Source organism: Mucilaginibacter sp. (assembly GCF_965201005.1).
In the GTDB taxonomy this organism is placed as follows: domain Bacteria; phylum Bacteroidota; class Bacteroidia; order Sphingobacteriales; family Sphingobacteriaceae; genus Mucilaginibacter_A.
Map to the genome: position 1 here is coordinate 1158998 of NZ_OZ241747.1, position 23505 is coordinate 1182502.

The 23505-nt window shown below is 41.5% G+C and carries 21 protein-coding genes; 18 read left to right on the forward strand and 3 right to left on the reverse strand.

Annotation, left to right across the window (positions count from 1 at the left end):
• Positions 1-31 precede the first annotated feature (31 nt).
• The 3 genes from ACOFKR_RS05360 (at position 32) to ACOFKR_RS05370 (ending at position 3550) form a co-directional block, all read left to right on the forward strand.
• Entirely contained in the window at positions 32-1903 is a 1872-nt protein-coding gene (locus ACOFKR_RS05360; RefSeq protein ID WP_419802992.1) for a CocE/NonD family hydrolase, read from the forward strand.
• Positions 1904-2259: 356 nt separating this feature from the next.
• Positions 2260-3084 (forward strand): hypothetical protein, encoded by an 825-nt coding sequence (locus tag ACOFKR_RS05365; protein ID WP_419802993.1) that lies wholly within the window; start codon positions 2260-2262, stop codon positions 3082-3084.
• Positions 3047-3550 carry a thioredoxin-like domain-containing protein gene (locus ACOFKR_RS05370; RefSeq protein WP_419802994.1) on the forward strand — a complete coding sequence of 168 codons (504 nt, stop codon included), beginning with the start codon at positions 3047-3049 and terminating at the stop codon, positions 3548-3550. The genes ACOFKR_RS05365 and ACOFKR_RS05370 overlap by 38 nt, the downstream gene beginning before the upstream one ends.
• Before the next feature lie 60 nt (positions 3551-3610).
• Here the strand turns inward: ACOFKR_RS05370 and ACOFKR_RS05375 are convergent, their stop codons facing one another.
• Positions 3611-3793 (reverse strand): hypothetical protein, encoded by a 183-nt coding sequence (locus ACOFKR_RS05375; protein ID WP_419802995.1) that lies wholly within the window; start codon positions 3791-3793, stop codon positions 3611-3613.
• Between the two features lie 240 nt (positions 3794-4033).
• Between ACOFKR_RS05375 and mraZ the strand changes: the two genes are divergently transcribed.
• From mraZ to ACOFKR_RS05450, 15 genes are all read left to right on the forward strand, one after another.
• A complete protein-coding gene (gene mraZ, locus ACOFKR_RS05380) occupies positions 4034-4498 on the forward strand; it encodes a division/cell wall cluster transcriptional repressor MraZ (protein WP_419802996.1) in 465 nt (154 codons plus the stop codon).
• The gene (gene rsmH / locus ACOFKR_RS05385) at positions 4482-5393 is read left to right on the forward strand and encodes a 16S rRNA (cytosine(1402)-N(4))-methyltransferase RsmH (RefSeq protein WP_419802997.1); all 912 of its coding nucleotides are present in this window, start codon (positions 4482-4484) and stop codon (positions 5391-5393) included. The genes mraZ and rsmH overlap by 17 nt, the downstream gene beginning before the upstream one ends.
• Positions 5390-5794, forward strand: coding sequence for an FtsL-like putative cell division protein (locus tag ACOFKR_RS05390; RefSeq protein ID WP_419802998.1), 405 nt, complete (start codon positions 5390-5392; stop codon positions 5792-5794). The genes rsmH and ACOFKR_RS05390 overlap by 4 nt, the downstream gene beginning before the upstream one ends.
• Positions 5784-7889, forward strand: coding sequence for a penicillin-binding protein (locus ACOFKR_RS05395; RefSeq protein ID WP_419802999.1), 2106 nt, complete (start codon positions 5784-5786; stop codon positions 7887-7889). Before ACOFKR_RS05390 ends, ACOFKR_RS05395 begins: the two co-directional genes overlap by 11 nt.
• On the forward strand, positions 7886-9346 hold the full coding sequence (locus tag ACOFKR_RS05400; protein ID WP_419803000.1) for a UDP-N-acetylmuramoyl-L-alanyl-D-glutamate--2,6-diaminopimelate ligase: 1461 nt from the start codon (positions 7886-7888) through the stop codon (positions 9344-9346). Before ACOFKR_RS05395 ends, ACOFKR_RS05400 begins: the two co-directional genes overlap by 4 nt.
• On the forward strand, positions 9346-10587 hold the full coding sequence (gene mraY, locus ACOFKR_RS05405; RefSeq protein WP_419803001.1) for a phospho-N-acetylmuramoyl-pentapeptide-transferase: 1242 nt from the start codon (positions 9346-9348) through the stop codon (positions 10585-10587). Before ACOFKR_RS05400 ends, mraY begins: the two co-directional genes overlap by 1 nt.
• A 20-nt stretch (positions 10588-10607) precedes the next feature.
• Positions 10608-11987 (forward strand): UDP-N-acetylmuramoyl-L-alanine--D-glutamate ligase, encoded by a 1380-nt coding sequence (gene murD, locus ACOFKR_RS05410; protein ID WP_419803002.1) that lies wholly within the window; start codon positions 10608-10610, stop codon positions 11985-11987.
• An 89-nt stretch (positions 11988-12076) separates the two neighbouring features.
• Positions 12077-13243, forward strand: a complete 1167-nt coding sequence (locus ACOFKR_RS05415) for an FtsW/RodA/SpoVE family cell cycle protein (RefSeq protein ID WP_419803003.1) — start codon at positions 12077-12079, stop codon at positions 13241-13243.
• Between the two features lie 81 nt (positions 13244-13324).
• The gene (gene murG / locus ACOFKR_RS05420) at positions 13325-14449 is read left to right on the forward strand and encodes an undecaprenyldiphospho-muramoylpentapeptide beta-N-acetylglucosaminyltransferase (protein WP_419803004.1); all 1125 of its coding nucleotides are present in this window, start codon (positions 13325-13327) and stop codon (positions 14447-14449) included.
• 6 nt (positions 14450-14455) lie between these two features.
• The gene (gene murC / locus ACOFKR_RS05425) at positions 14456-15808 is read left to right on the forward strand and encodes a UDP-N-acetylmuramate--L-alanine ligase (protein ID WP_419803619.1); all 1353 of its coding nucleotides are present in this window, start codon (positions 14456-14458) and stop codon (positions 15806-15808) included.
• Positions 15801-16667, forward strand: a complete 867-nt coding sequence (locus ACOFKR_RS05430; protein ID WP_419803005.1) for a cell division protein FtsQ/DivIB — start codon at positions 15801-15803, stop codon at positions 16665-16667. Before murC ends, ACOFKR_RS05430 begins: the two co-directional genes overlap by 8 nt.
• Before the next feature lie 2 nt (positions 16668-16669).
• A complete protein-coding gene (gene ftsA, locus ACOFKR_RS05435) occupies positions 16670-18016 on the forward strand; it encodes a cell division protein FtsA (protein ID WP_419803006.1) in 1347 nt (448 codons plus the stop codon).
• A 107-nt stretch (positions 18017-18123) separates the two neighbouring features.
• On the forward strand, positions 18124-19740 hold the full coding sequence (gene ftsZ / locus ACOFKR_RS05440; RefSeq protein WP_419803007.1) for a cell division protein FtsZ: 1617 nt from the start codon (positions 18124-18126) through the stop codon (positions 19738-19740).
• Between the two features lie 142 nt (positions 19741-19882).
• Positions 19883-21130 (forward strand): aminotransferase class I/II-fold pyridoxal phosphate-dependent enzyme, encoded by a 1248-nt coding sequence (locus tag ACOFKR_RS05445; RefSeq protein WP_419803008.1) that lies wholly within the window; start codon positions 19883-19885, stop codon positions 21128-21130.
• Between the two features lie 167 nt (positions 21131-21297).
• Entirely contained in the window at positions 21298-21486 is a 189-nt protein-coding gene (locus ACOFKR_RS05450; RefSeq protein ID WP_419803009.1) for a histone H1, read from the forward strand.
• 45 nt (positions 21487-21531) lie between these two features.
• Here the strand turns inward: ACOFKR_RS05450 and dapA are convergent, their stop codons facing one another.
• Together dapA and ACOFKR_RS05460 are read right to left on the reverse strand one after the other, a co-directional pair.
• Positions 21532-22413: a 4-hydroxy-tetrahydrodipicolinate synthase gene (gene dapA, locus ACOFKR_RS05455; protein ID WP_419803010.1), complete on the reverse strand. Its 882-nt coding sequence runs from the start codon at positions 22411-22413 to the stop codon at positions 21532-21534.
• 314 nt (positions 22414-22727) lie between these two features.
• Positions 22728-23366, reverse strand: coding sequence for a TMEM175 family protein (locus ACOFKR_RS05460; protein WP_419803011.1), 639 nt, complete (start codon positions 23364-23366; stop codon positions 22728-22730).
• Positions 23367-23505: the final 139 nt, after the last annotated feature.

The window sequence follows — 23505 nt, forward strand, 5'->3', positions numbered from 1 at the left end:
TCATTAAGCTGAATAAACTAAATTTAACTCGATGAAAACGATAAATCTAATGCTTCTTTTATGCCTGTTTTTTTGGCGGGCATCGGCACAAACAAACACAAACCCGGATGCAGCTTACATCAAAGAAAATTATACCAAATACGAATACCAGATCCCGATGCGCGACGGCAAAAAGCTGTTCACTTCTGTTTATGTGCCTAAAGACAGGTCGAAAAAATATCCGTTTATGATGGACCGGACGCCGTATAGTGTGGCACCTTACGGAGCGGATCTGTACAAAAGCAACCTCGGCCCGTCGCCATTATTTTTGCATGATGGCTACATTTTCGTTTATCAGGACGTGCGCGGCCGCTGGATGAGCGAAGGGATTTATGAGGAAATGACGCCGGAAAAGGACGTTCATCCCACCAAAAAAGACGTTGATGAAAGCACAGATACTTACGATACGATCGATTGGCTTCTAAAAAACATTTCGAACAATAACGGAAAAGTTGGCGTTTGGGGAATTTCTTATCCCGGATTTTACACAACAACGGCTTTGCTGAGCAGGCATCCGGCATTAGTTGCCGCTTCTCCGCAGGCACCAATTGCAGATCTTTGGCGTGATGACGGCTGGCACAACGGTGCTTTTATGCTGGTTGCCAATTTTGGTTTTTATCCGGGATTTACAAATCGGCAGAATGATAAACCAACGCAACAAAGGGCTACAGAATTTAATGCCGGGACAGAAGATGGTTACAATTTTTTTATGAAAATGGCCACCATGAAAAACACAAACGATCTGTATTATAAAGATACCATCCGTTTGTGGAACGAAATGTTGGATCACCCGGATTATGACCAGCATTGGAAAGACCGCAATGTGCTCACACATTTAACCGATATAAAAACAGCAACGCTGGTAACAGGCGGCTGGTACGATGCGGAAGATTTGTACGGTGCCATCAATACGTATAAAACTTTGGTGAAAAATAATCCGAAAACGCCTGTTTACTTTGCGATGGGGCCTTGGGTGCACGGCGGCTGGGCTCGGGGCAATGGCGATCATTTGGGTGATGTTAGCTTTGGCGGGCCGACCGGTCCGTATTATCGTGAAAATATTGAGTTTAAGTTTTTTAGCCATTATTTAAAAGGTACGGAACTGGATCTGGCACCGGTAAATGTTTTTGAAACGGGCAGCAATCAATGGAAAACCTTTCGGAAATGGCCGCCGGAAGCTGCAAAAGAGAAAAATCTATATTTTTTACCTAACGGGAAACTTTCTTTCGATCCGCCAAAAACCAATGCTTCTTTTACCAGCTATATTTCTGATCCGAACAAACCAGTACCATTTATCAACGGAACTTCGATGGATATGGACCGCGAATACATGACGGCCGACCAGCGTTTTGCCGCCACGCGCCCAGACGTTTTAACTTATCAAACCGATGTTTTGGCGGATGATGTGACGCTGGCCGGAAACATCTGGGCAAACCTGAAAGTTGCGATCAGCGGCACCGATGCAGATTTTGTAGTAAAAGTAATCGACGTTTACCCGGATTCTATACGCAATACTTCTTTTACCGGCATAAATGTTGTCCTATCGCATTACGAACAAATGGTTAGGAGCGAAGCCATGCGCGGAAAATACCGCAACAGCTTCTCCAAGCCGGAACCTTTTGTGCCCGGCAAGATCACGCCGGTAAACTTTGAGCTGCAAGACATTTTGCACACTTTCAAAAAAGGCCATCGCATCCTGGTGCAGGTGCAAAGTACCTGGTTCCCGCTGATTGACCGCAACCCGCAGCAGTTTATGAATATTATGAAAGCCAAACCGGAAGATTTTAAGAAAGCTACGATTAAGGTTTTTGAAGGCGGGAATGAGGCGAGCTTTTTAAAGGTGCGGGTTTTGGGCGAAATGTAAAATATAAATGATTAGAAATCCTTAGATCAAAGAGAAGGGAAATTAAAAACCCAGCTTGTGGGTTTTAAAATTCAAAACCTTAATTAAATTCAAAGTTTAGTTTCATCAAAATAATTGTAATTTGATCTAACATTATTCGCTAATAATCAGACATTGTTTATGAAAAAATCTTTTACGCTCGCTATACTAATTTTGCTCTTTGCAATAAATGCTTTTGCTAAAACTGCAACGGTACATTTGATGATAAAAAACTTTAAAGGTTCTGTTTCGGTTTATGATCCCAATTGCGTTATGATCTTGCAAAAAAGCGATTTATAGAGCTTAGTTTAGATGCCCATGGATATGCATCCTATACAATGGATACAAATCAACCAACTTATCTCTTTTTACAGTCAGTATCCAATAATGCTTTTCACTGGTGCCTTTTTTTATCCCCTGGAGATGAGCTTTTTTTATCGGCTGATTTTTCAAAAAAGGACAATCAGGTTACAGTAAAAGGTAAAGGCAGCAACAACAACCAGCCTGAAATTTTTGCATTGACCAATATGGATATGCAGCCCTTTAATGATGAAAAAAATCCAGACCAGGTGATCGCTGCCATCAACAAACAGTATTTGCTGAATAAAACCATATTAACAAATTATATAAAAGCAAACAAACCTTCCGCTGAATTTATCAAGAATGCTATGGTTAACTTAAAATATTTTGCCCCTGCAAACTATTATGAATTTAGTCATAACCACACTCTCTTTATGTCGAAACAAGAATTAAAACCATGGTTAAGAATCCAGGATAGCCTGTTTGCAACTGTAAAACTAAGTAATGATGAGGCCTTAAATGCCTATAATTATAATAAGCTGGTAGATAATTTTGTAATGCGTGAAGCAGAAGCTGCAAAAATGGAATATGAAGCTAACCCGGCAGAATTTTACCATCGTTGGTTTAAAGCGAATCCCGCTAAAGGGAAAAAAGAATATAACGGCACGCAAACAGGCGTTTTAAATAATATGATTATCGACAAATATTTTAGTGGAAAAGCTGCCGAGTATGCATACGGTCAGACCATAAAACTTAAATTTGTAAGAGCAGATTATCCGGCAGTTGTTTCGATGTTCAATCATTTTAAGAAAGAATTTCCTGCAAGTGTGTATCTTAAAGGATTTAGTCCCTACCATCGCTGAGTTAGTAAAAAAACAACAGCAAACATTTAACACCGAAACTATTTTTGTTAAAAACAACGGCACACAGCTCAATACACTCAAGGACGTGCTGGCACTAACGAAAGGCAAAACCGCACTGGTAGATATGTGGGGAACCTGGTGCAGCCCTTGCAGAACGGAAATAGAAAAAAATGCTTTGAAATTAGAGGCTCATTTCAAAGGCAAAAATGTCAATTTTATCTATATATCGAATGAAGACATTGCACGAGAGCAAGAATGGAAAAAAGCGATTGCCTATTTCCAGATTGGAGGGATGCACATTTTGGCCAATCCTAGACTGACAAAAGATATTATGAACAAAGTTAAGGCAATGGGTTATCCTACCTATATCATTATTAAAAAAGATGGAAGTTATAGGCAAACAACATCGCAACTTCCGGTAAATCTCCAAGCAATGATTAAAGAAATTGAAGTTGCTAACTTGTAATATCTCAGGTGGCGACCTTGTTTAAAATTTAGAGCCTGTTTAAATTTCTATCATCAAAATTTATGATGCTTCTTTTATGCCTATAAATTTTGCTTTTGCATACTGTTCCAATGTAAATAGTGCAATAATCCAATGATTTTTAGGTGATAAAAGAAGCATAGAAAACGTATTGACCAAATTTAAAACAGGCTCTTGTAATTCAAGCACCTTATAATTGAGATTTTCTAATCCAACTGAAACCAATATTATAAAAAGTATTTTTTCTAGCTATAACTACAACATTCTATAATTCTTTCTTAAATCATTTCCCCAAAAATCCCTGTCCGCCACTGCGGATTTTTTTATGCCCGTAAAAAAAGCATTCCAATAAATTATCTGCATAAAACCTCTAAAAAACTTTGTTGAAAACTTTTAGTGGGGAATTGTGGTAAAAGGTGGTAATTTTTATACTTTTACTCATTAAATATTACCCTAACCAGGATAATGCCGCATTTTTTAGGTGAATTTGAATGTAAGCTTGATGCAAAGGGGCGGATGATGATCCCTTCTAACCTCAGGAAACAGCTTCCGGAAGCTGAACGTGAGGGACTTGTGATCAATCGGGGATTTGAAAAACACCTGGTGGTTTATCCGCGCAAGGAGTGGGATTTGATACTGGATGATCTGTCAAAATTGAATCAATACGAAAAAAAGAACCGTGATTTTGTAAGATATTTTACCCGCGGGGCAACAGAAATCGTTCCGGATGCCGCCGGAAGGGTACTTTTTCCGAAAGCATTACTGGATTATGCCGGTATCGGAACAGATGTGGTGCTGGCCGGCAACTTGAATAAAATAGAAGTTTGGGCAAAAGCCGCATACGACGAACAATTGGACAATGAACCGGAAAATTTTGCCAACCTGGCGGAAGAAGTAATGGGCAACAAAAAAAATGGTACAAACGAGTAGCTACCACACACCTGTAATGCTGCAGCAATGCATCGATGCACTGGCTATAAAGCCAAATGGTATTTATGTGGACGTAACTTTTGGCGGCGGCGGCCATTCTAAAAAAATATTAGATAAATTAGGCAAAAAAGGCCGTTTGCTGGCTTTTGATCAGGATGAAGATGCCAGGCAAAACGTGCCTGATGATGATCGTTTTACTTTTGTAGAACAAAATTTTAAATATTTAAAAAATTCCTGCCGGTTGTACGATGCGCTTCCGGTTGACGGGATTTTGGCCGATCTGGGCGTTTCCTCACATCAGTTTGATGAAGCAGAACGCGGTTTTTCTGTCCGTTTTGATGCTGATCTGGATATGCGGATGAACAAAAGCGGTGAACTGACTGCGCAGAAAATCATCAACACTTATGCTGAAGAAGAGCTGCACCGCATTTTCGGGATGTACGGTGAATTGCAAAACGCAAAAACGCTGGCAAAAACAGTAGTAACGGCACGGTTAAATCAGCCAATCAATACCATTGCAGAACTGAAAACAGCAATCCGGAACCTGATCCCGAAAGGAAAAGAAAATAAGTACCTGGCGCAGGTTTTCCAGGCTTTGCGGATCGAAGTAAACCAGGAACTGGAGGCTTTGCAGGAATTTTTGCTGCAAACCGCTGATGTGCTGGTTTCGGGCGGCAGGCTGGTGGTGATGTCATATCATTCGCTGGAAGACCGACTGGTAAAAAACTTTATTGCCAAAGGAAAATTTCGCGGAGAAGTAGAAAAGGATTTTTTCGGAAATGATTTGAAACCGTTTGATAGTTTTAGTCGCGGTGCCCTGACAGCTTCCGAAGAAGAAATAAAAATGAACAACCGGGCACGCAGTGCCAAATTAAGGATAGCTGTAAAAAGATGAACCGTTTACGTGCAGAAATTCTGGAGGAAGAACTGGAAAAGGAATTAATTGTGGAAGAAAAGCCGCCTGTCGGCAAAATCCCGGACAATTTTTTTACACTGTTTTTTCAAAAAGGAGTGGTTTCTACCGAAGCCGCAACCCGCATGTTGCCCTTTATTTTTTTTGTAGCTTTTTTGGCGATGGTTTACATTGCCAACCGACATATGGCCGAAAATACCATGCGGGAGATTGATAAACTATCTAAACAGGTAAAAGAACTGAGCTGGGACTATAAAACCACCAAAGCAGAATTAGCATTTAAAAGCACACTGACAGAAGTAGAAAAACGGACCGATACTTTGGGGTTAAAAACTTCTGTAGAACCTCCGCAAAAAATTATGGTGACCACCGATGAGCATTAGGACCAACATATTGCTGCGTGTATATCTGGCTTTTGGCCTGATTGTGTTATTTGCTGGGGCAGTAATGGTGCAACTGTGCCGTGTGCAGTTTTTACAGGGTAAAAAATGGACAGCCATGCAGGACAGTATTTCTGTTCGGTACAAAGACATCGAAGCAAGCCGCGGAAATATTTTTGCAATAGACGGCAGTATGCTGGCCACTTCTGTGCCTGAATATGAGTTGCACATGGATATGGTTGGTGGTGCTATTGCGGAAGACAAAGTTTTTTATGGTAAGGTAGATTCACTGGCGATGAAACTATCTTCGTTTTTTGGGGATAAATCATTCCGTGACTATTCCAGGATTTTGCGCAATGCACGCCGCGATAAAGTGAGGTATCTGCTGTTAAAAAGAAATGTTTCTTTTCAAGATCTCAAGAAAATTAAAAAATTTCCATTGTTCAGTATGGGGCATTATGGCAGTTGTTTAATTGTGATTACAAACAACAAGCGTATTTTGCCTTATAAATCATTGGCAGCCAGAACCATTGGTTATAAAAATGAAAATGTTAAAAATCCGGTTGGATTAGAAGGAGCCTATGCTTCTTTTATCAATGGAGAAACGGGCAAACGGCTGGAGCAGCGCATTGTAGGTAATGTTTGGAAACCTGTAAATGATGATTTTGAGATTGCGCCAAAAGAAGGTGCCGATATAATTTCTACACTCGATGTAAATTTTCAGGACGTTGCCCAAAGTGCATTGTTAAAGCAGCTGGCCATTAGTGATGCAGATCATGGTGCGGTAATTTTGATGGAAGTAAAAACAGGAGAGGTGCGCGCGGTTGCCAATTTTACCAAAGTGGCACCAGGGCAGTATAAAGAAAAATTTAATTATGCAATTGCCGGAAATCAGGATCCGGGTTCAACCTTTAAACTGGCCTCTTATATGGCTTTGCTGGAAGATCATAAAATAGATACCAACACGCTTATCGGTACAGGATATTATCAGATCCCGGGGAAGTTAATTAAAGATTCGCATCCAAAAATACAAACCATAACAGCAAAACAAGCTTTTGAGGAATCATCAAATGCGGCGATCGCTAAGATGGTAAACACCAGTTATGCAAACGATCAGTCAAAATTTACCGATCATTTATACGATTGGCATCTAAATGAAAAGATGGGGCTGCAAATCCCGGGTGAAGCGCAGCCGGTCATCAAAAACCCTAAAAACCGTAGTTGGAACAAAAATATGACGTTGCCGCAAATGGCTTATGGCTATGAAATGCAATTGACCCCTTTAAAAATGCTCTCCTTTTATAACGCCGTGGCTAATAACGGAAAGTACATCGCCCCGATTTTTGTGCGGGAAATACGAAGGTTGGGCAATCCCATCCAGCAATTTGAAGCCCGTGTAATCAATGAAAAAATATGTTCGGACAATACACTGCGCAAAATAAAAAAGATGCTGGAAGGCGTAGTGGACGATAAAAAGTTTGGCTCCGGTTATCACGTTATCCATAATCCGTTATACAAAATTGCCGGCAAAACCGGTACGGCACAAGTAGCCGACGGAAACAGAGGATATAAAGTAAAAAGTCAGTATCAGGCTTCTTTTGTAGGCTATTTTCCGGCCGATAACCCAAAATATTCTATGATCGTGGTGATTAACGATCCGAAAGGTGCTTACTACGGCGCGCTGGTTTCGGGGCCGGTTTTTAGGGAAATTGCAGATAAGGTTTATTCCATTGATCTGGACATCAATCAAACTGAGACCAATTTACACTTCACGGACAACATCCGGAAAACGCCAAAAACGAAAACGGGTCAGCAAAAAGCGGTACAGGAAGTTTACAGCAAGTTCGGGCTGAAACCGCTTTACGCTAAAAATAAAGAAGCGGCCATTGATAGTAACGACGGTATTGAAAGCGAAACGGCTGCTAAAAAAGGTGCTGTCCCATCAACATTAGGTATGGGTTTGCGCGATGCTTTGTTTATCATGGGAAATTCGGGCTATAAAGTTTCTGTAATTGGCAGCGGAACGGTGATCAGGCAATCAGTGGATGCGGGCAGCATGATCCCGAAAGGTTCTAAAATTGTACTCGAACTGGAATGAAATCTTTAAAAGAAATATGTGCAGGAATCCCTGGGGCAGCTGGTTTACAAAAACCGGGACAGGAAATTACTGCGCTTGTTTTTGATTCGCGGAAAGTAGTTCCGGGTTGTTTGTTTTTTGCGGTGCGCGGAACTTTGGTGGACGGCCATCAGTATATCGATCAGGCCATCGCTGCCGGTGCGGTCGCGATTGTGTGTGAGGAAATCCCGGCAAATATTAATCCTGAAATTTCCTATGTAAAAACAGCATCCGCATCTTTCGCGCTGGGTTTGGCGGCAGCAAACTTTTATGATCATCCTTCAACCAAATTAAAATTAGTTGGCATCACCGGAACGAATGGGAAAACAACGGTTGTAACACTGCTCTTCAAGCTTTTCCGGGAATTAGGTTATAAATGCGGCATGTTGTCAACTGTAGAAAACCGCATCAATAATGAAGTGATTCCGGCAACCCACACCACACCAGATCCGGTTGCACTGAATAAATTACTACAGGAAATGGTAGAGCTGGGCTGTGATTACGCTTTTATGGAAGTGAGTTCACACGCCATCGTGCAGCATCGGATTACCGGTTTGCAGTTTACCGGTGCAATGTTTTCTAACATTACACACGATCACCTGGATTTTCATAAAACATTCGATCAATATATAAAAGCCAAAAAAACTTTTTTTGATGAACTGCCTGATACTGCTTTTGCCCTCACAAATTTGGACGACCGAAATGGCCGCGTGATGCTTCAAAATACCAAAGCTGTACAAAAAACTTATGGCCTGAAATCAATGGCTGATTTTAAGGCAAAAATTATTGAAAATCAGTTTGGCGGTTTATTGTTGAAGATCGATCAGCAGGAAGTTTGGTTTAAACTGGTCGGAAGTTTTAATGCTTACAATTTGCTTTCGGTTTATGCTGCGGCGATGATGCTGGGTCAGGATCAGGAAAAAGTGCTGACTATTTTGAGCAGGTTATCCGGTGCAGAAGGCCGGTTTGATTACCTGATTTCCCCCAACAAGATCATCGGTATTGTAGATTATGCACACACGCCGGATGCCGTGCAAAATGTGTTGAGCACAATTAAAGACATCCGCAAAGGCAACGAACAAGTGATTACAGTAATTGGCTGCGGCGGCGATCGGGACAAAACCAAACGCCCGGTGATGGCCAATGTGGCTTGCCAATGGAGCGATAAAGTAATCCTGACTTCCGATAATCCGCGTTCTGAAGATCCGACGCAAATTATCCAGGACATGGAAGCTGGCATCACAGCCGATCAGCAAAGAAAAGTATTTTCAATTTCTGACAGAAAAGAGGCAATAAAAGCAGCATGTCATCTGGCGCAACCCGAAGATATTATTTTGCTTGCCGGAAAAGGCCACGAAAAATATCAGGAAATCAAAGGTGTAAAAACGCCATTTGACGATAAACAGATTTTGGCAGAACAATTTAAACTGATGAGCTGATGCTGTATTACCTATTCACTTATCTGTATAAAAACCATAACATTCCGGGTGTTGGAGTGTTTCAGTACATCTCGTTTCGCACGGCCATGTCGGTTATTTTATCACTGATAATCACAACGGTTTTTGGCGGGAAAATCATCAAATACCTGCAGAAAAAGCAGGTTGGGGAAACCGTAAGAAATTTAGGTTTGGAAGGCCAGATGCAGAAACAGGGAACGCCAACGATGGGCGGCATCATGATTTTAATGGGCATTTTGATCCCAACTTTATTGCTGGCCAAGCTGGATAATATCTACATCATTTTGATGATTATCACTACGATCTGGATGGGCACGGTTGGTTTTCTGGATGATTATATAAAAGTTTTTAAAAAAAATAAAGAAGGTTTGGCCGGACGGTTTAAAATTGTTGGTCAGGTTGGTTTATCGGTGATTATCGGCTGGACGATGTACTTCAGTCCGGAAATCGTGATCCGCCAAACCGTAACGCTTCCGGTAAAGTATGACGTGCCGGTAGAAGTGCATCAGGTGGGCAACAAATACGTTTATACGCAGGATATTAAATCAACAAAAACCAACGTGCCTTTTTACAAGCACAACGAGTTTGATTATGCCAAAGTGATCAAGTTTATCGGTCCTGGTTATGAGCATTATGCGCTGATTGTGTTTATGCTTTTTACCATTTTCATCATTACGGCGGTTTCTAACGGAGCCAATATTACGGATGGAATTGATGGTTTGGCAACAGGAACTTCAGCTATTATCGGGATAACGCTGGCCGTTCTGGCTTATGTTTCGGGCAACACGGTTATTGCCGAATATCTGAACATCGTTTACATACCAAATTCCGGCGAACTGGTAATTTTTGCAGGTGCTTTTGTGGGAGCCTGTGTAGGCTTTTTGTGGTACAATTCTTATCCGGCACAAATTTTTATGGGCGATACCGGCAGTTTGGCCATTGGCGGGATCATCGCAGCTTTCGCCATCATGATCCGTAAAGAATTACTGATACCTCTTTTATGCGGTATTTTTTTGATTGAGCTGGTTTCAGTGATTTTGCAGGTAAGTTATTTTAAGTTCACCAAAAAGAAATATGGCGAAGGCCGGCGGATTTTCCTGATGTCGCCGCTGCATCATCATTTTCAGAAAAAAGGTTATCACGAATCCAAAATCGTAACGCGGTTCTGGATCATCGGCATATTTCTGGCCATCTTAACAATGGTCACCCTAAAATTAAGGTAGTAAAAACAGCATCAGCAAAAATGGAAACAGGGAATCAAACAGCACAAGCAACAACTGCCGGAAACGGACAGTTTCTGTGCATTCTCGGAGCCGGGGAAAGTGGCGTTGGCGCAGCATTTTTGGCGCGGAAGCAAGGCTTTAAAGTTTTTGTTTCTGATTTTGGACTGATGGACGAAAAATACAAAGCGCAGTTGCAGGATTGGAACATTGATTTTGAAGAGAACCAGCATTCTGAAGAAATTATTTTGCAGGCAAATGAAGTTGTAAAAAGTCCGGGTATCCCGGAAAAGGCACCGATCATTAAAAAACTGAAAGCCAAAGGTATTCCGGTTATTTCTGAAATTGAGTTTGCCGGGAGATATACCGATGCCAAAATGATCTGCATTACCGGCTCCAACGGAAAAACAACAACCGCCAGTTTAACCTATCATTTGCTGAAAAAAGCCGGTTTGAATGTGGGTTTGGCGGGCAACATCGGCAAAAGTTTTGCTTACCAGGTTGCTGCCGAAAAATACGATCATTATGTGCTGGAAATCAGTAGCTTTATGCTGGATGATATGTATCAGTTCAAAGCTGATGTTGCCGTTTTGCTGAACATTACGCCCGATCATCTGGATCGTTATGAGTATAAAATGGAGAATTATGCAGATTCTAAATTCCGTATTATCCAAAATCAAACCGGTGCAGATTACGTGATTTATTGTGCTGATGACGAAGAAACCATCAAAGGCATCAGCAAAAGAAAAATCGAGGCCAAACAACTGCCTTTTTCCATCCGGAAAAAAGTGGAACAGGGCGCATACCTGGATGAAGACGAACTGTATTTTTTAACTGATAAAGGAGACCTGAGCATGAACATCAGCGAACTGGCCTTGCAGGGCAAACACAATATTTACAACAGTATGGCTTCGGGCATTACGGCCAAAGTGCTGGAACTGCGCAACGAAACCATCCGTGAAAGTATGGGCGATTTTAAGAACATTGAGCATCGGCTTGAGCACGCCGGCAATGTAGCGGGCATCCGTTTCATCAATGATTCCAAAGCAACCAACGTTAATTCTACCTGGTACGCTTTGGAAAGCATGAACACGGATGTGGTGCTGATTTTGGGCGGAATTGATAAAGGCAACGATTATACGATGCTGAAAGAATTGGTAAAGCAGAAAGTTAAAGCGATTGTGTGTTTGGGCAAAGACAACAAGCGCATTTACGAAGCTTTTGAAGACGAAGTGGAAATGATTGTTAACGCGTTTTCTGCTCAGGAAGCCGTGCAGATGGCGTACCATCTGGCTAAAAAAGGTGATACCGTTTTGCTGTCGCCGGCTTGTGCCAGTTTTGATTTATTTAGAAATTATGAAGACCGCGGACAGCAGTTTAAAGCAGCGGTGAAGGAGTTATAAGAAAGCAGATAGCCAATAGTTCTTAGTTCATAGAGCTATCAACCATGAACTAAGGACTATCAACTAAAAATTATACCGATAAAAGAAGCATGCATAGAATACTCAGTCAAACCAAAGGCGACCGCTGGATATGGCTTATCGTAATCCTGTTGTCTGTTATTTCGGCACTGGCCGTTTACAGCTCAACCGGAACGCTGGCTTATAAACATGGCGTTGGTGCAGAATCATATCTGATCAAGCACATGGCCATGATTTTTGGCGGTATAGCATTGATGTTTGTTTCGCACAAATTAGACTACCGTTATTATGCCGGGATTTCTAAAATCCTAATGATCGTAACGATCCCGCTGCTGCTTTATACACTGATTTTTGGTAATCACGTAAATGATGCCAGCCGCTGGATCGCCATCCCCGGAACCGGATTAACATTCCAGACTTCGGATTTGGCCAAGCTATCACTGATAACTTTTCTGGCGAGAAGTTTATCGCGCAAGCAGGAAAACATCAAAGATGTAAAAGAATCTTTTATGCCGATCATGGGTTCGGTTTGCTTGGTATTTGTTTTGATTGCATGGGCCAACTTATCTACCGGCCTTATGCTATTCGGGGTGAGTATATTACTATTGATTATAGGTAGGATCAGTGTAAAACAAATTTCGGTAGTTTGTTTAGCAGGATTTATATTGTTGTTAGGGATACTCTTTTTAGGGCCGAGGCGTCATATGTACTTAACCCGTATCGAGACTTTCCGGCATCCGGAAAAAGCTGACCCTGATAAATCTTTTCAGGCCAACCACGCCAAAATCGCCATTGCAACAGGTGGTATTTTTGGCAAAGGGCCGGGCAACAGTACCGAGCGTAATTACTTGCCTCATCCATATTCTGATTTTATTTACGCCACCATTATTGAAGAATATGGGATGATTGGCGGTTTTGCACTGGTTGTTATTTACCTGTTTTTGCTTTACCGTTGTATCAAAATTGTAACCAAAGCCCCAAAAGCGTTTGGCGCATTGCTGGCGGCAGGTTTAAGTTTTAGCTTGACGATCCAGGCATTTGCAAATATGGCAGTTGCGGTAGGTTTAGGTCCTGTTACGGGCGTTCCGTTGCCTTTGGTAAGTATGGGCGGAACATCGATTTTGTTTACCAGTGTGGCTTTCGGCATTATTTTGTCCGTGAGCCGGCACATTGATGAGTACGAAGACAACCGGAAAGTAGTTGTAGGGGAGATCAGGGAAAAAGAAATTGCAGCGTGAAGCTGATAGCTATCAGCCGTCAGCTTTTGTAAATGGCTCAAAGCAGAAAGCTGATAGCAAAATAAGAAACTAAACAAAGAAATGGCAAAAAGGATCATCATTAGCGGCGGCGGAACCGGAGGGCATATCTTCCCGGCGATTGCTATTGCTGATGCGCTCAAAAAGCTGCATCCGGAGACTGAATTGCTGTTTGTTGGTGCCAACGGACGGATGGAAATGGAAAAAGTCCCTGCCGCCGGATACAAAATTGAAGGTTTGGACATCGCCGGTTTTCAGCGTGGTTCTGTTTTGAAAAACCTGGCTTTGCCGTTTAAGGTTTTTAGTAGTGTGGGCAAGGCCAAAACCATTATCAAAAATTTCAAACCCGAGGTGGTGGTTGGTGTTGGCGGTTACGCTTCTGGTCCGCTTTTATATGCGGCATCTGTCAAAAACGTTCCGATACTGATCCAGGAACAAAATTCATACGCTGGCATCACCAATAAATATCTTGCAAAAAAAGCACAGAAAATTTGTGTGGCTTTTGATGGCATGGAGCAGTTTTTTCCGGCAGACCGGATTGTCAAAACCGGCAACCCGATCCGCAGAAGTTCTGTGTCAATTGAAGGAAAAAGGAAAGAAGCATTTGAATTTTTCCAACTTTCTTCTTCCAAAAAAACAATTTTAGTTACCGGCGGAAGCTTGGGTGCCGGCACTTTAAACAAATGTATGTTGGCTGGTTTAAAAGAAATCATTGCTGCGGACATACAATTGATCTGGCAAACAGGAAAATATTATTACAAAGGGATTTTAGAAAAATTGGGTTCAACTATCCAGCCAAATATTTGTGTTCTGGAGTTTTTAAACAGGATGGATTTAGCTTATGCGGCTGCGGATGTCATCATTTCTCGGGCCGGTGCTGGAACGATTGCCGAGTTGTGCATGGTTAAAAAGCCGGTAATCCTGGTGCCTTCGCCAAACGTGGCCGAAGATCATCAAACCAAAAATGCGCTGGCTTTGGTCAACCAAAATGCAGCGGTTTTGGTAAAGGATACTGATGCCGAAAAAACACTGGTAAAAACAGCATTGGCTTTGTTGCAGGATGAAAATCAGCAGCAAAAACTAAGTGCACAAATTGGTAAACTGGCCATGCCCGATGCCGATTTAAACATTGCAAAAGAAGTATTAAAGATCACGGAAAATAAAACCAATGCTGTTTTTACGGCATAAAAAATGATGGAACTGAACAGCATAAAACGGGTGTATTTGATTGGTATCGGCGGAATCGGCATGAGCGGATTGGCGCGGTATTTCAATCATCGCGGCTGTTTGGTTGCCGGTTATGATAAAACGCAAACGCCGCTAACAACGGCCTTGGAGCAGGAAAACATCGAAGTTTCTTACCACGATGAAATCGATTATATCCCATACGATTTTAATGAACAGGAAGACGGCACACTTATAATTTATACGCCTGCCATCCCGGCAAATGCTTTGATTTTAAGTTATTTCCAGGATAAGAAGTTCATCCTTAAAAAACGTTCTGAAGTTTTGGGCATCATCAGCAAAGGCATGTTTACCATTGCAGTGGCCGGTACGCATGGTAAAACCACTACTTCCAGCATGATTGCGCACATTTTGCGGGAAAGCGGCAACGATTGTTCCGCTTTTCTGGGCGGGATTGCCACCAATTACAACAGCAATGTTTTGTTCGGCAGCAATGAAATTTTGGTGGTTGAAGCGGATGAATACGATCGTTCTTTCCTCACTTTGCACCCGGATATTGCCGTGGTTACTTCCATGGATGCCGATCATCTGGATATTTATGGTGATAAAAACAGCATGGTCAAATCGTTTCAGCAGTTTGCATTACAACTCAAAACTGATGGAAAACTAATTGTTAAAAAAGGTTTGCCTTTAGATGGAATTGCGTATGCAGTGGAAGGCGGTGCAGCTGTTTCCGCAGAAAACATTAATATAAAAAACGGAAATTATTATTTCGATTTCAAAAACGAAGCAATTGAAATCAAGGATATTCAGTTAGGCATCGCCGGGACACACAATGTGGAAAACGCGGTTGCGGCAATACAAACGGCTTTGTTTCTGGATGTTCCTTCGGAGGAAATCAAAGCGGCTTTGAAATCTTTTTTGGGGATAAAGCGCCGGTTTGAATACATCATCAACACAGAAAATATTATTTATATTGATGATTACGCGCATCATCCGGAAGAGTTAAAGGCTGCGATCACTTCGGTAAAAGCACTGTATCCGCAGAAAAAACTGACGGTAATTTTCCAGCCGCATTTGTTTACACGCACGCGGGATTTTGCCGATGATTTTGCCGAAGTTTTGGCCAAAGCCGATGATTTGCTGCTGCTGGATATTTATCCGGCGCGCGAACTGCCGATTGTAGGTGTGGACGCGCAAATGATTTTAGACCGGATCAAACCCGCTGGGCACAAAAAATATACGGTAAAAGAAGCATTGGATTATGTACGGCAGAACCAGCCGGAATTACTGCTGACGGTTGGTGCCGGCGATATTGACAAGATGGTTGGACCTTTAAAAAACATCTTGCAAAATGTTTAAAAAACCGATCTGGAAACATGTGGCTTTTGGCCTGATCTGGGCAGTTTGCCTCAGCGGGCTTTTTGTGCTGATGAGTTTTATCGGCATAAAAAAAGCATCGATGCTGTGTAAGGAAGTAAAGATTTATATTCCCGGCAATCAATATTTTGTAGATCGGCAGGAAATTAATTCTATTTTGCATGTTGGCGGAAAAAATACACTGGTGGGCAAAAACCTGGATCAGATCAATATCCATCAGCTGGAAAAAACCTTACAGGCCAATCCGTTTATAGAATTTGCAAAAGTTTATACCGATATGGACGGGGTAATTAATGTAGAAGTGCGGCAGAGGCAACCGATTTTGCGCGTAATAAACCGTTTTGGTCAGGATTTTTACATCGATCAGTATGGTTTAAAAATCCCCTTATCGGCCAATTTTACGGCTCCGGTTTTAGTGGCAACAGGCAACATTGATGAGATTTTTATCAACCGGGTAGATACGCTGCACACCGCACTGGGAAAAGCGTTGTTTAAAACGGCAGATTTTATCAGCAGGGATTCTTTGTGGGATGCACAGATTGAGCAAATTACGGTTGCGCAAAACCAAGAAATAGAATTAACCCCGCGCGTGGGCAACCAGCGTATTTTGCTTGGCACGGCAGATTCGTTGGATAATAAATTTAAAAACCTGTTAATTTTTTATCAGAAAGCGATACCTAAAGTAGGCTGGGGAGCGTATAAAGTTATCAACATTAAGTATGCAAACCAGGTTGTGGCCATAAAAAGCGATTCTTTATTAAAAGTTGAGGCAGCATCACCAAAAAAAATATTACAAGACACTAACCATATTATTCAAGACACAATTCAAAACATACATTAGAAATGGAAAAGGTTTCTATCAGTCACGATAAAAGTTCGCCAATTGTAGTTGGTTTAGATATTGGCACTACAAAAATCTGCGCCATTGTGGGCCGCAGAAGTAAAGATAATACAGTAGAGATTTTGGGGATTGGCAAGGCCGAATCTGCCGGCGTTACGCGTGGCGTAGTTTCCAATATCGATAAAACCGTGCAAGGCATTACGCAGGCGATAGAGATTGCGGCTTCACAATCCAACGTAGAGATCCGGGTGGTTAATGTAGGGATTGCCGGTCAGCACATCAAGAGTTTGCAGCATCGCGGTTTGATCACGCGCCGGGATTTGAACCGTGAAATCAACCGGAAAGACATTGAAAAGCTAATTGAAGATATGTACAATTTGGTGATGCCTCCCGGCGAAGAGATCATACACGTTTTACCGCAGGAATTTACGGTGGACAACGAGCCGGGGATAAAAGACCCGATCGGGATGGCCGGTGTGCGGCTGGAAGCAAATTTCCATATTATTTCCGGACAGGTTACGGCGGTTAAAAACATTGTAAAATGCGTGACCAAAGCCAATTTGGAAAGCCACGATTTGATTTTGGAACCATTAGCCTCCTCCGAAGCTGTTTTAACAGAGGAAGAAAAAGAAGCTGGCGTTGTTTTGGTTGATATTGGTGGCGGAACTACTGATGTAGCTATTTTTCATGAAGGGATTATACGCCATACCGCTGTTATTCCGTTCGGTGGAAACAGTGTAACGGAAGATATCCGCGAAGGTTGTTCGGTAATGCGCAATATTGCAGAAATGCTGAAAACACGTTTCGGATCAGCCCTGGCAGAAGAAAATAAGGATAACGAAATTGTTTGCGTGCCGGGCTTGCGCGGGCGGGAATCGAAAGAGATTTCGGTAAAAAACCTGGCTTATGTGATCCAGGCGCGGATGGAAGAAATTATTGAACATGTTTATTACGAGATCAAAACTTCCGGTTACGAGAAAAAAATGATCGGCGGAATAGTGATTACCGGTGGCGGTGCGGATTTAAAACACTTGCCGCAACTGGTAGAATACGTAACCGGTTTGGATTGTCGCATCGGTTACCCGAGCGAACATTTGGCAAAAAATGAAGTTTTGCAAAAAAATATTTTTGATGATCTGCAAAGTCCGATGTTTGCAACCGGTATCGGTTTGCTGATCAAAGGCATCCAGAAAATGGAAGATTCAGAATTACCAACAGTTGCTGAAGTAAAAACCCCTGCAAAACAGGTTGTTACCTCAGAAAAAAAACATGGTTTGCTTTCGAGAATGCTTGAAAAAGGAAAAATCTTTATTAAAGACGATATTAAAGATGAAGACTTTTTGAAATAAATTTACCCGATAAAAGAAGTACACCAAATATTAAGAGTAAAAACGTAATATTACGTTCGTGTTAAATCAAATCCTCAATCTATCTATATAGCTTAAGATCAGGCATTATGCAATTTGAAATGTTAAAAGAAAAATCCTCCATCATCAAAGTGATTGGTGTGGGCGGCGGCGGCGGCAACGCTGTAAACCATATGTACAAGCAAGGTATCACCGGTGTTGATTTTATTATCTGCAATACCGATGCACAGGCTTTAGAGTTAAGTCCGATACCGAACAAGGTGCAGTTAGGTGCCAGTTTAACAGAAGGAATGGGTGCAGGTTCAATCCCGGAAGTCGGAAAAAATTCAGCCATAGAAAATATTGACGATATTAAGCAAATGCTGGGCACCAACACCAAAATGCTGTTTATCACGGCAGGAATGGGTGGTGGAACCGGAACCGGTGCCAGTCCGATAATTGCACAAGCCGCCCGGGAACTGGATATTTTAACCGTTGGGATCATTACCACGCCGTTTTCTTTTGAAGGTAAACGCCGCAAAATGCAAGCTGAAGAAGGCATGGAAGAACTGCGTAAATATGTAGATTCCTTCCTGGTAATCTCTAATGATCGTTTGCGGGAAATTTTTGGGAACTTAACTTTAGGTGCTGCTTTTGCACAAGCTGATGATATTTTAACAACCGCTGCCAAAGGTATTGCAGAAATCATTACGCTGCCTGGCTACATCAACGTGGATTTTAAAGATGTGCGTACTGTGATGAAAGATAGCGGGGTTTCTATTATGGGCAGCTATGCTTCAGCCGGTGAAAACCGTGCTTATGAGGCTGTGCGCGGTGCTTTGGCTTCTCCATTATTAAAAGATAATGAAATTGAAGGTGCCCGGTATATCCTGCTTAATATCAGTTCAGGGTCCAAAGAAGTAACGATGGACGAAGTAAGTATCATTACCGATTATATTCAGGAAGAGGCCGGTTTAATGGCAGATCTGATCTGGGGAAATTGTCAGGATGAAAACCTGGGTGAAAAAATCTCTGTAACAATCATCGCAACCGGTTTTCAAACCAAAGACGAGCGCGAAAAAACAATCAGCAGTAAAAAAATTGTCTCTCATTTAATTACAGAAACACCTTTGGTAAAACCTTTAAACGAATTTACCGGGTCAACTAACGGTAAAACAGACAAAACTGAGCCTTATTTGAGGGTTCGGGAAGAAAACCAAACTGTTGGTAATAATTACCAGAAGTGGGAAGAACCGGGACGTGAAGAACAAAACGGAAAAATCCGCTATCGTTTAACCGAAGAAGATAAGTTGCAGGAACCAGAACCTGAAAATTCTGGTTTCACGGTCAAGTATGCAGAACCGATCAGTTTTGATAAACCGGCAGAAAGTTTTGTTGCAGAACAAACACGCCCGGAACCGGTAAAACCAGAAGTGCAGCCTGTTGCCGCCGGTGCAGATGATGCAAAAACGGATGAATCGATAGAAGAACAATTGCGCAAATCCCGCGAACGGATTATGCGTTTAAAAGATTTGAGCATGAAGTTAAGAAGCGGCAATATCCAGGAATTGGAAAACGTGCCGGCCTACAAACGGAAAGAAGTTGCTTTGCAGCAAAATGTACATTCATCAGAAACCCAGATTTCCAGGTTTTCATTACTGGCTGATGAAGAAGGAAAAACAGAAATCCGACCTAACAATTCTTTTTTGCATGATAATGTAGATTAGGGTAAAAAAGTGTGATAAAAAAGGCTTTTGTATTTACAAAGGCCTTTTTTTGTATCTTTTAGGTAAGATTTGGTGCTTCTTTTGCTGATAAAAACTTAACCGCTATTTTAGCGTATTAAATTCATTTTAAAATAAAACGGTTTTGGATTTATTTGACAAAATACAAAAAAATATGGGTCCGTTGGGTCAGCATCAAAGCTGGTCGCACGGTTATTTTTCCTTCCCGAGGTTAGAAGGTGATATTGATGCGCATATGCAATTCAGGGGAAAAGAGCATTTGGTTTGGAGCCTGAACAATTATCTGGGTTTGGCCAATCATCCGGAAGTACGCAAAGCAGATGCAGAAGCGGCCGCAGATTATGGTATGGCTTATCCGATGGGTGCACGGATGATGTCGGGCAATTCTACACAACATGAAGCTTTAGAAAAAGACCTGGCCGAATTTGTAGGCAAAGAAGATGCTTTTTTGCTCAATTATGGTTATCAGGGCATGGTTTCCATCATCGATAGTTTGGTAGATCGAAATGACGTAATTGTTTATGATGCAGAATCTCATGCCTGTATTATTGATGGTGTTCGTTTACACATGGGCAAACGTTATGTTTATCAGCATAATGATATGGCCAGTTTGGAAAAACAGCTGGAACGGGCTTCCAAATTAGCCGAACAAACGGGTGGCGGTATTTTGGTGATTACGGAAGGTGTTTTCGGAATGTCTGGTGCACAAGGTAAAATAGAAGAAATTGTAGCTTTAAAAGAGCAGTATAAGTTCCGTTTGCTTATTGATGATGCACATGGTTTTGGCACGATGGGCGTAACTGGTGCCGGTACGCATGAAGCGCAAAATTGTATTGATGGCGTAGATGTTTACTTCGGTACTTTTGCAAAATCTATGGCTGGAATTGGTGCTTTTGTAGCATCAACCAAAACTATTGTCAACTTTATGCGCTACAATATGCGCTCTCAAACTTTTGCAAAAGCGTTGCCGATGCCAATGGTGATCGGTTTAAGAAAACGTTTGGAACTATTGATCAACCGGCCTGAACTGCGCGAAAAATTATGGATAATTGCCAGGGCTTTACAAGAAGGCTTGCGTGCTCGCGGATTTGATCTGGGGGTTACTAATACGATGGTTACGCCCGTATTTTTGAAAGGGGAACTGGAAGAAGCAACCAGCCTGACGATGGACCTTCGGGAAAATTACAGTATATTTTGTTCTATTGTGCTATATCCGGTTATACCGCGAGGGTTGATTGTGCTGCGGATTATCCCAACGGCAACACATACTTTAGAAGATGTGCAGCGTACGTTGGATGCTTACAGTGAAGTTTCTGAAAAACTAAAAAGCGGTTATTACAAAGAACATAAGTTTGCATTGGCAGAAAACTGACTTTTTATTGGTCATAAAAAAAGCATTGAAGTTTTCAGTGCTTTTTTTATGACCAATTTTTTGGCTTGGCTGAAACTGTATCCTGATAAAAGTTTCCAGTACGACATTTGTAAGTTTTGCTGAAAAAAATTACATTAGCTTATATAAAAACCTAACCTTATTACCCGATGAAAAAATTTGAAGAAATTAAAAAGCTGCTGGCAAGTTTGGAAGTCGATGCAGAAAAATTTTATAACAAAGGAAACAGTGCCGCCGGTACACGCATCCGTAAAGGGATGCAGGATTTAAAAAATATGGCGCAGGCTATACGTTTGGAAATCCAAGACACCAAAAATACAGAGCCTGCAAAAAAATAATGCTGTTTTTACCGCATAAAAACCCCGATAGCAAAGTCGGGGTTTTTATGCGTTTAACTTTTGCAGTTCCGCAGCAATTAGCCTGGCTGTTTTTTCAGCTACGTTTACCAAAGGCAGGCGCATGGTATCTCCGCATAAACCGTTCATTTTCAGTGCTTCTTTTACGCCACCGGGATTACCTTCTGCAAACATCAGCCGTGTAAATTCAATCAATTTATAGTGTATTGTCCGGGCGGCTTCCCATTTTTCGTCCAAACATAAGCGCACCATATCCGAAAACAACTTTGGCACGGCATTTCCGATCACCGAAATCACGCCGACTGCACCCATCGCAATCATCGGTAAAGTAACCGGATCATCGCCGGAAATCAGCATAAAATCTGCCGATTTATCACGCATAATCTGGTTAAACTGCTCAAAATTGCCCGATGCTTCTTTTATCGCTATAATATTGCTGCAGTCCCGGGCTAGTCTGATGGTGGTTTCTGCGGAGATATTGCTCGCCGTTCTGCCCGGCACGTTGTACAAAATCACGGGCAAATCCGATGCTTCGGCTACCGCTTTGTAATGCTGATAAATACCTTCCTGCGTAGGTTTGTTGTAATACGGACTGACCGATAAAATTGCATCAAAGCCACGTTTGTCAAAACTTCGGATGTTTTCTATAACTTCCTGCGTGTAGTTTCCGCCAATACCAGCTACCAGTGGAACGCGGCCGGCAATGGTTTTGGCCGTAAAAGCCCAGATTTCTTTTTTTTCTGCAGAAGACAAAGCCGCACTTTCGCCGGTTGTGCCGAGGGAAACTAAGTAATCAATCCCATTATCGATCAGGTTTTCCAGGATGTTTTTTAAAGCCGGAAAATCAACAGAACCATCAGTTTGAAACGGAGTGATAACGGCCACCCCGGTGCCATAAAATTTTTTCATTATTGCAGATAGAAACCGCTAAGATAATAGTTTGTGTTTTCAGTTAAACGGATGTTAAAGAAATATTAAAATTGAACCCCGGGCTTGGGCAGCAAAATCTTTTGTTTTTTGAAACAAAGGTTTGTTCAGGATTTCATTTACAATAATCTGTGATGCTTCTTTTATCACCTAAATTTTGCTTTTACAATTTTTGTCGATTCAAAAATTTATTAAAAACACCAAATTTTAGGTGATAAAAGAAGCATGTAAAATAAACTTTAAATCAAAATAAAACTGACTCAAAATTTAATCAGGTTCAGTTTATTTCATTTTCATTAATGATCCGTTTCATTATCTTTTGCCGTTACGGCCCAATAGATCCACATACAAAAATGCAGGCAAAGCCCAACAACCGGGGCGAAAAGGCTAATCACAAAAATCATCACACATAAAAAAAACCCTGTTTCCAAGCCTTTGCTAATTGTTTGAACCCCTTTTACCGATACATTTGGCAAGAACAAATTTTTAGCTTTACTTTTTGCCGCAGCCATCACCAGCAAATATAAAACGGCCACAACAACAGAATATCCGGTATAAAATACGATTGCGGTTTTTTGGGCATCAGAGCCTAAAAACTCGCCCAGGGTTTTTGTAGGAAATGGGACTAAAGCAACCGCGAGAAGCAGCAAACCGTTAGCAAGTATAAGTTTGTTATTTGTTGTACGAAGTAGTTTAAATAGCTGATGATGAGACATCCAGATCAATAACAATGAAGCAAAAGAATTAAAATAAGCGAAAATTTTTGGCCAGAGGTTGGTAAGTTGCCCCAATAATTCTTTAGCTGTAGTTGCTTCTAAACGATGATGCGCTTCAATGCCTTTAATATCTACACCAATATCTAAGGCCAGCAAGGTAATTGCAACTGCAAAAATACCATCGCTAAAAGCCTCGATCCTCGAAGTTTCTTTGTTCATTTATTTAATCATTCTGCTTATAACCTGTTTTAAAATATTGAAGGTCTTTGATTTTTTATCAGGTTTCTGATGCTTCTTTTATCACCTAAATTTTGCTTTAATGATTTTTGCAGACCATACAATTACCAAATTTTAGGCG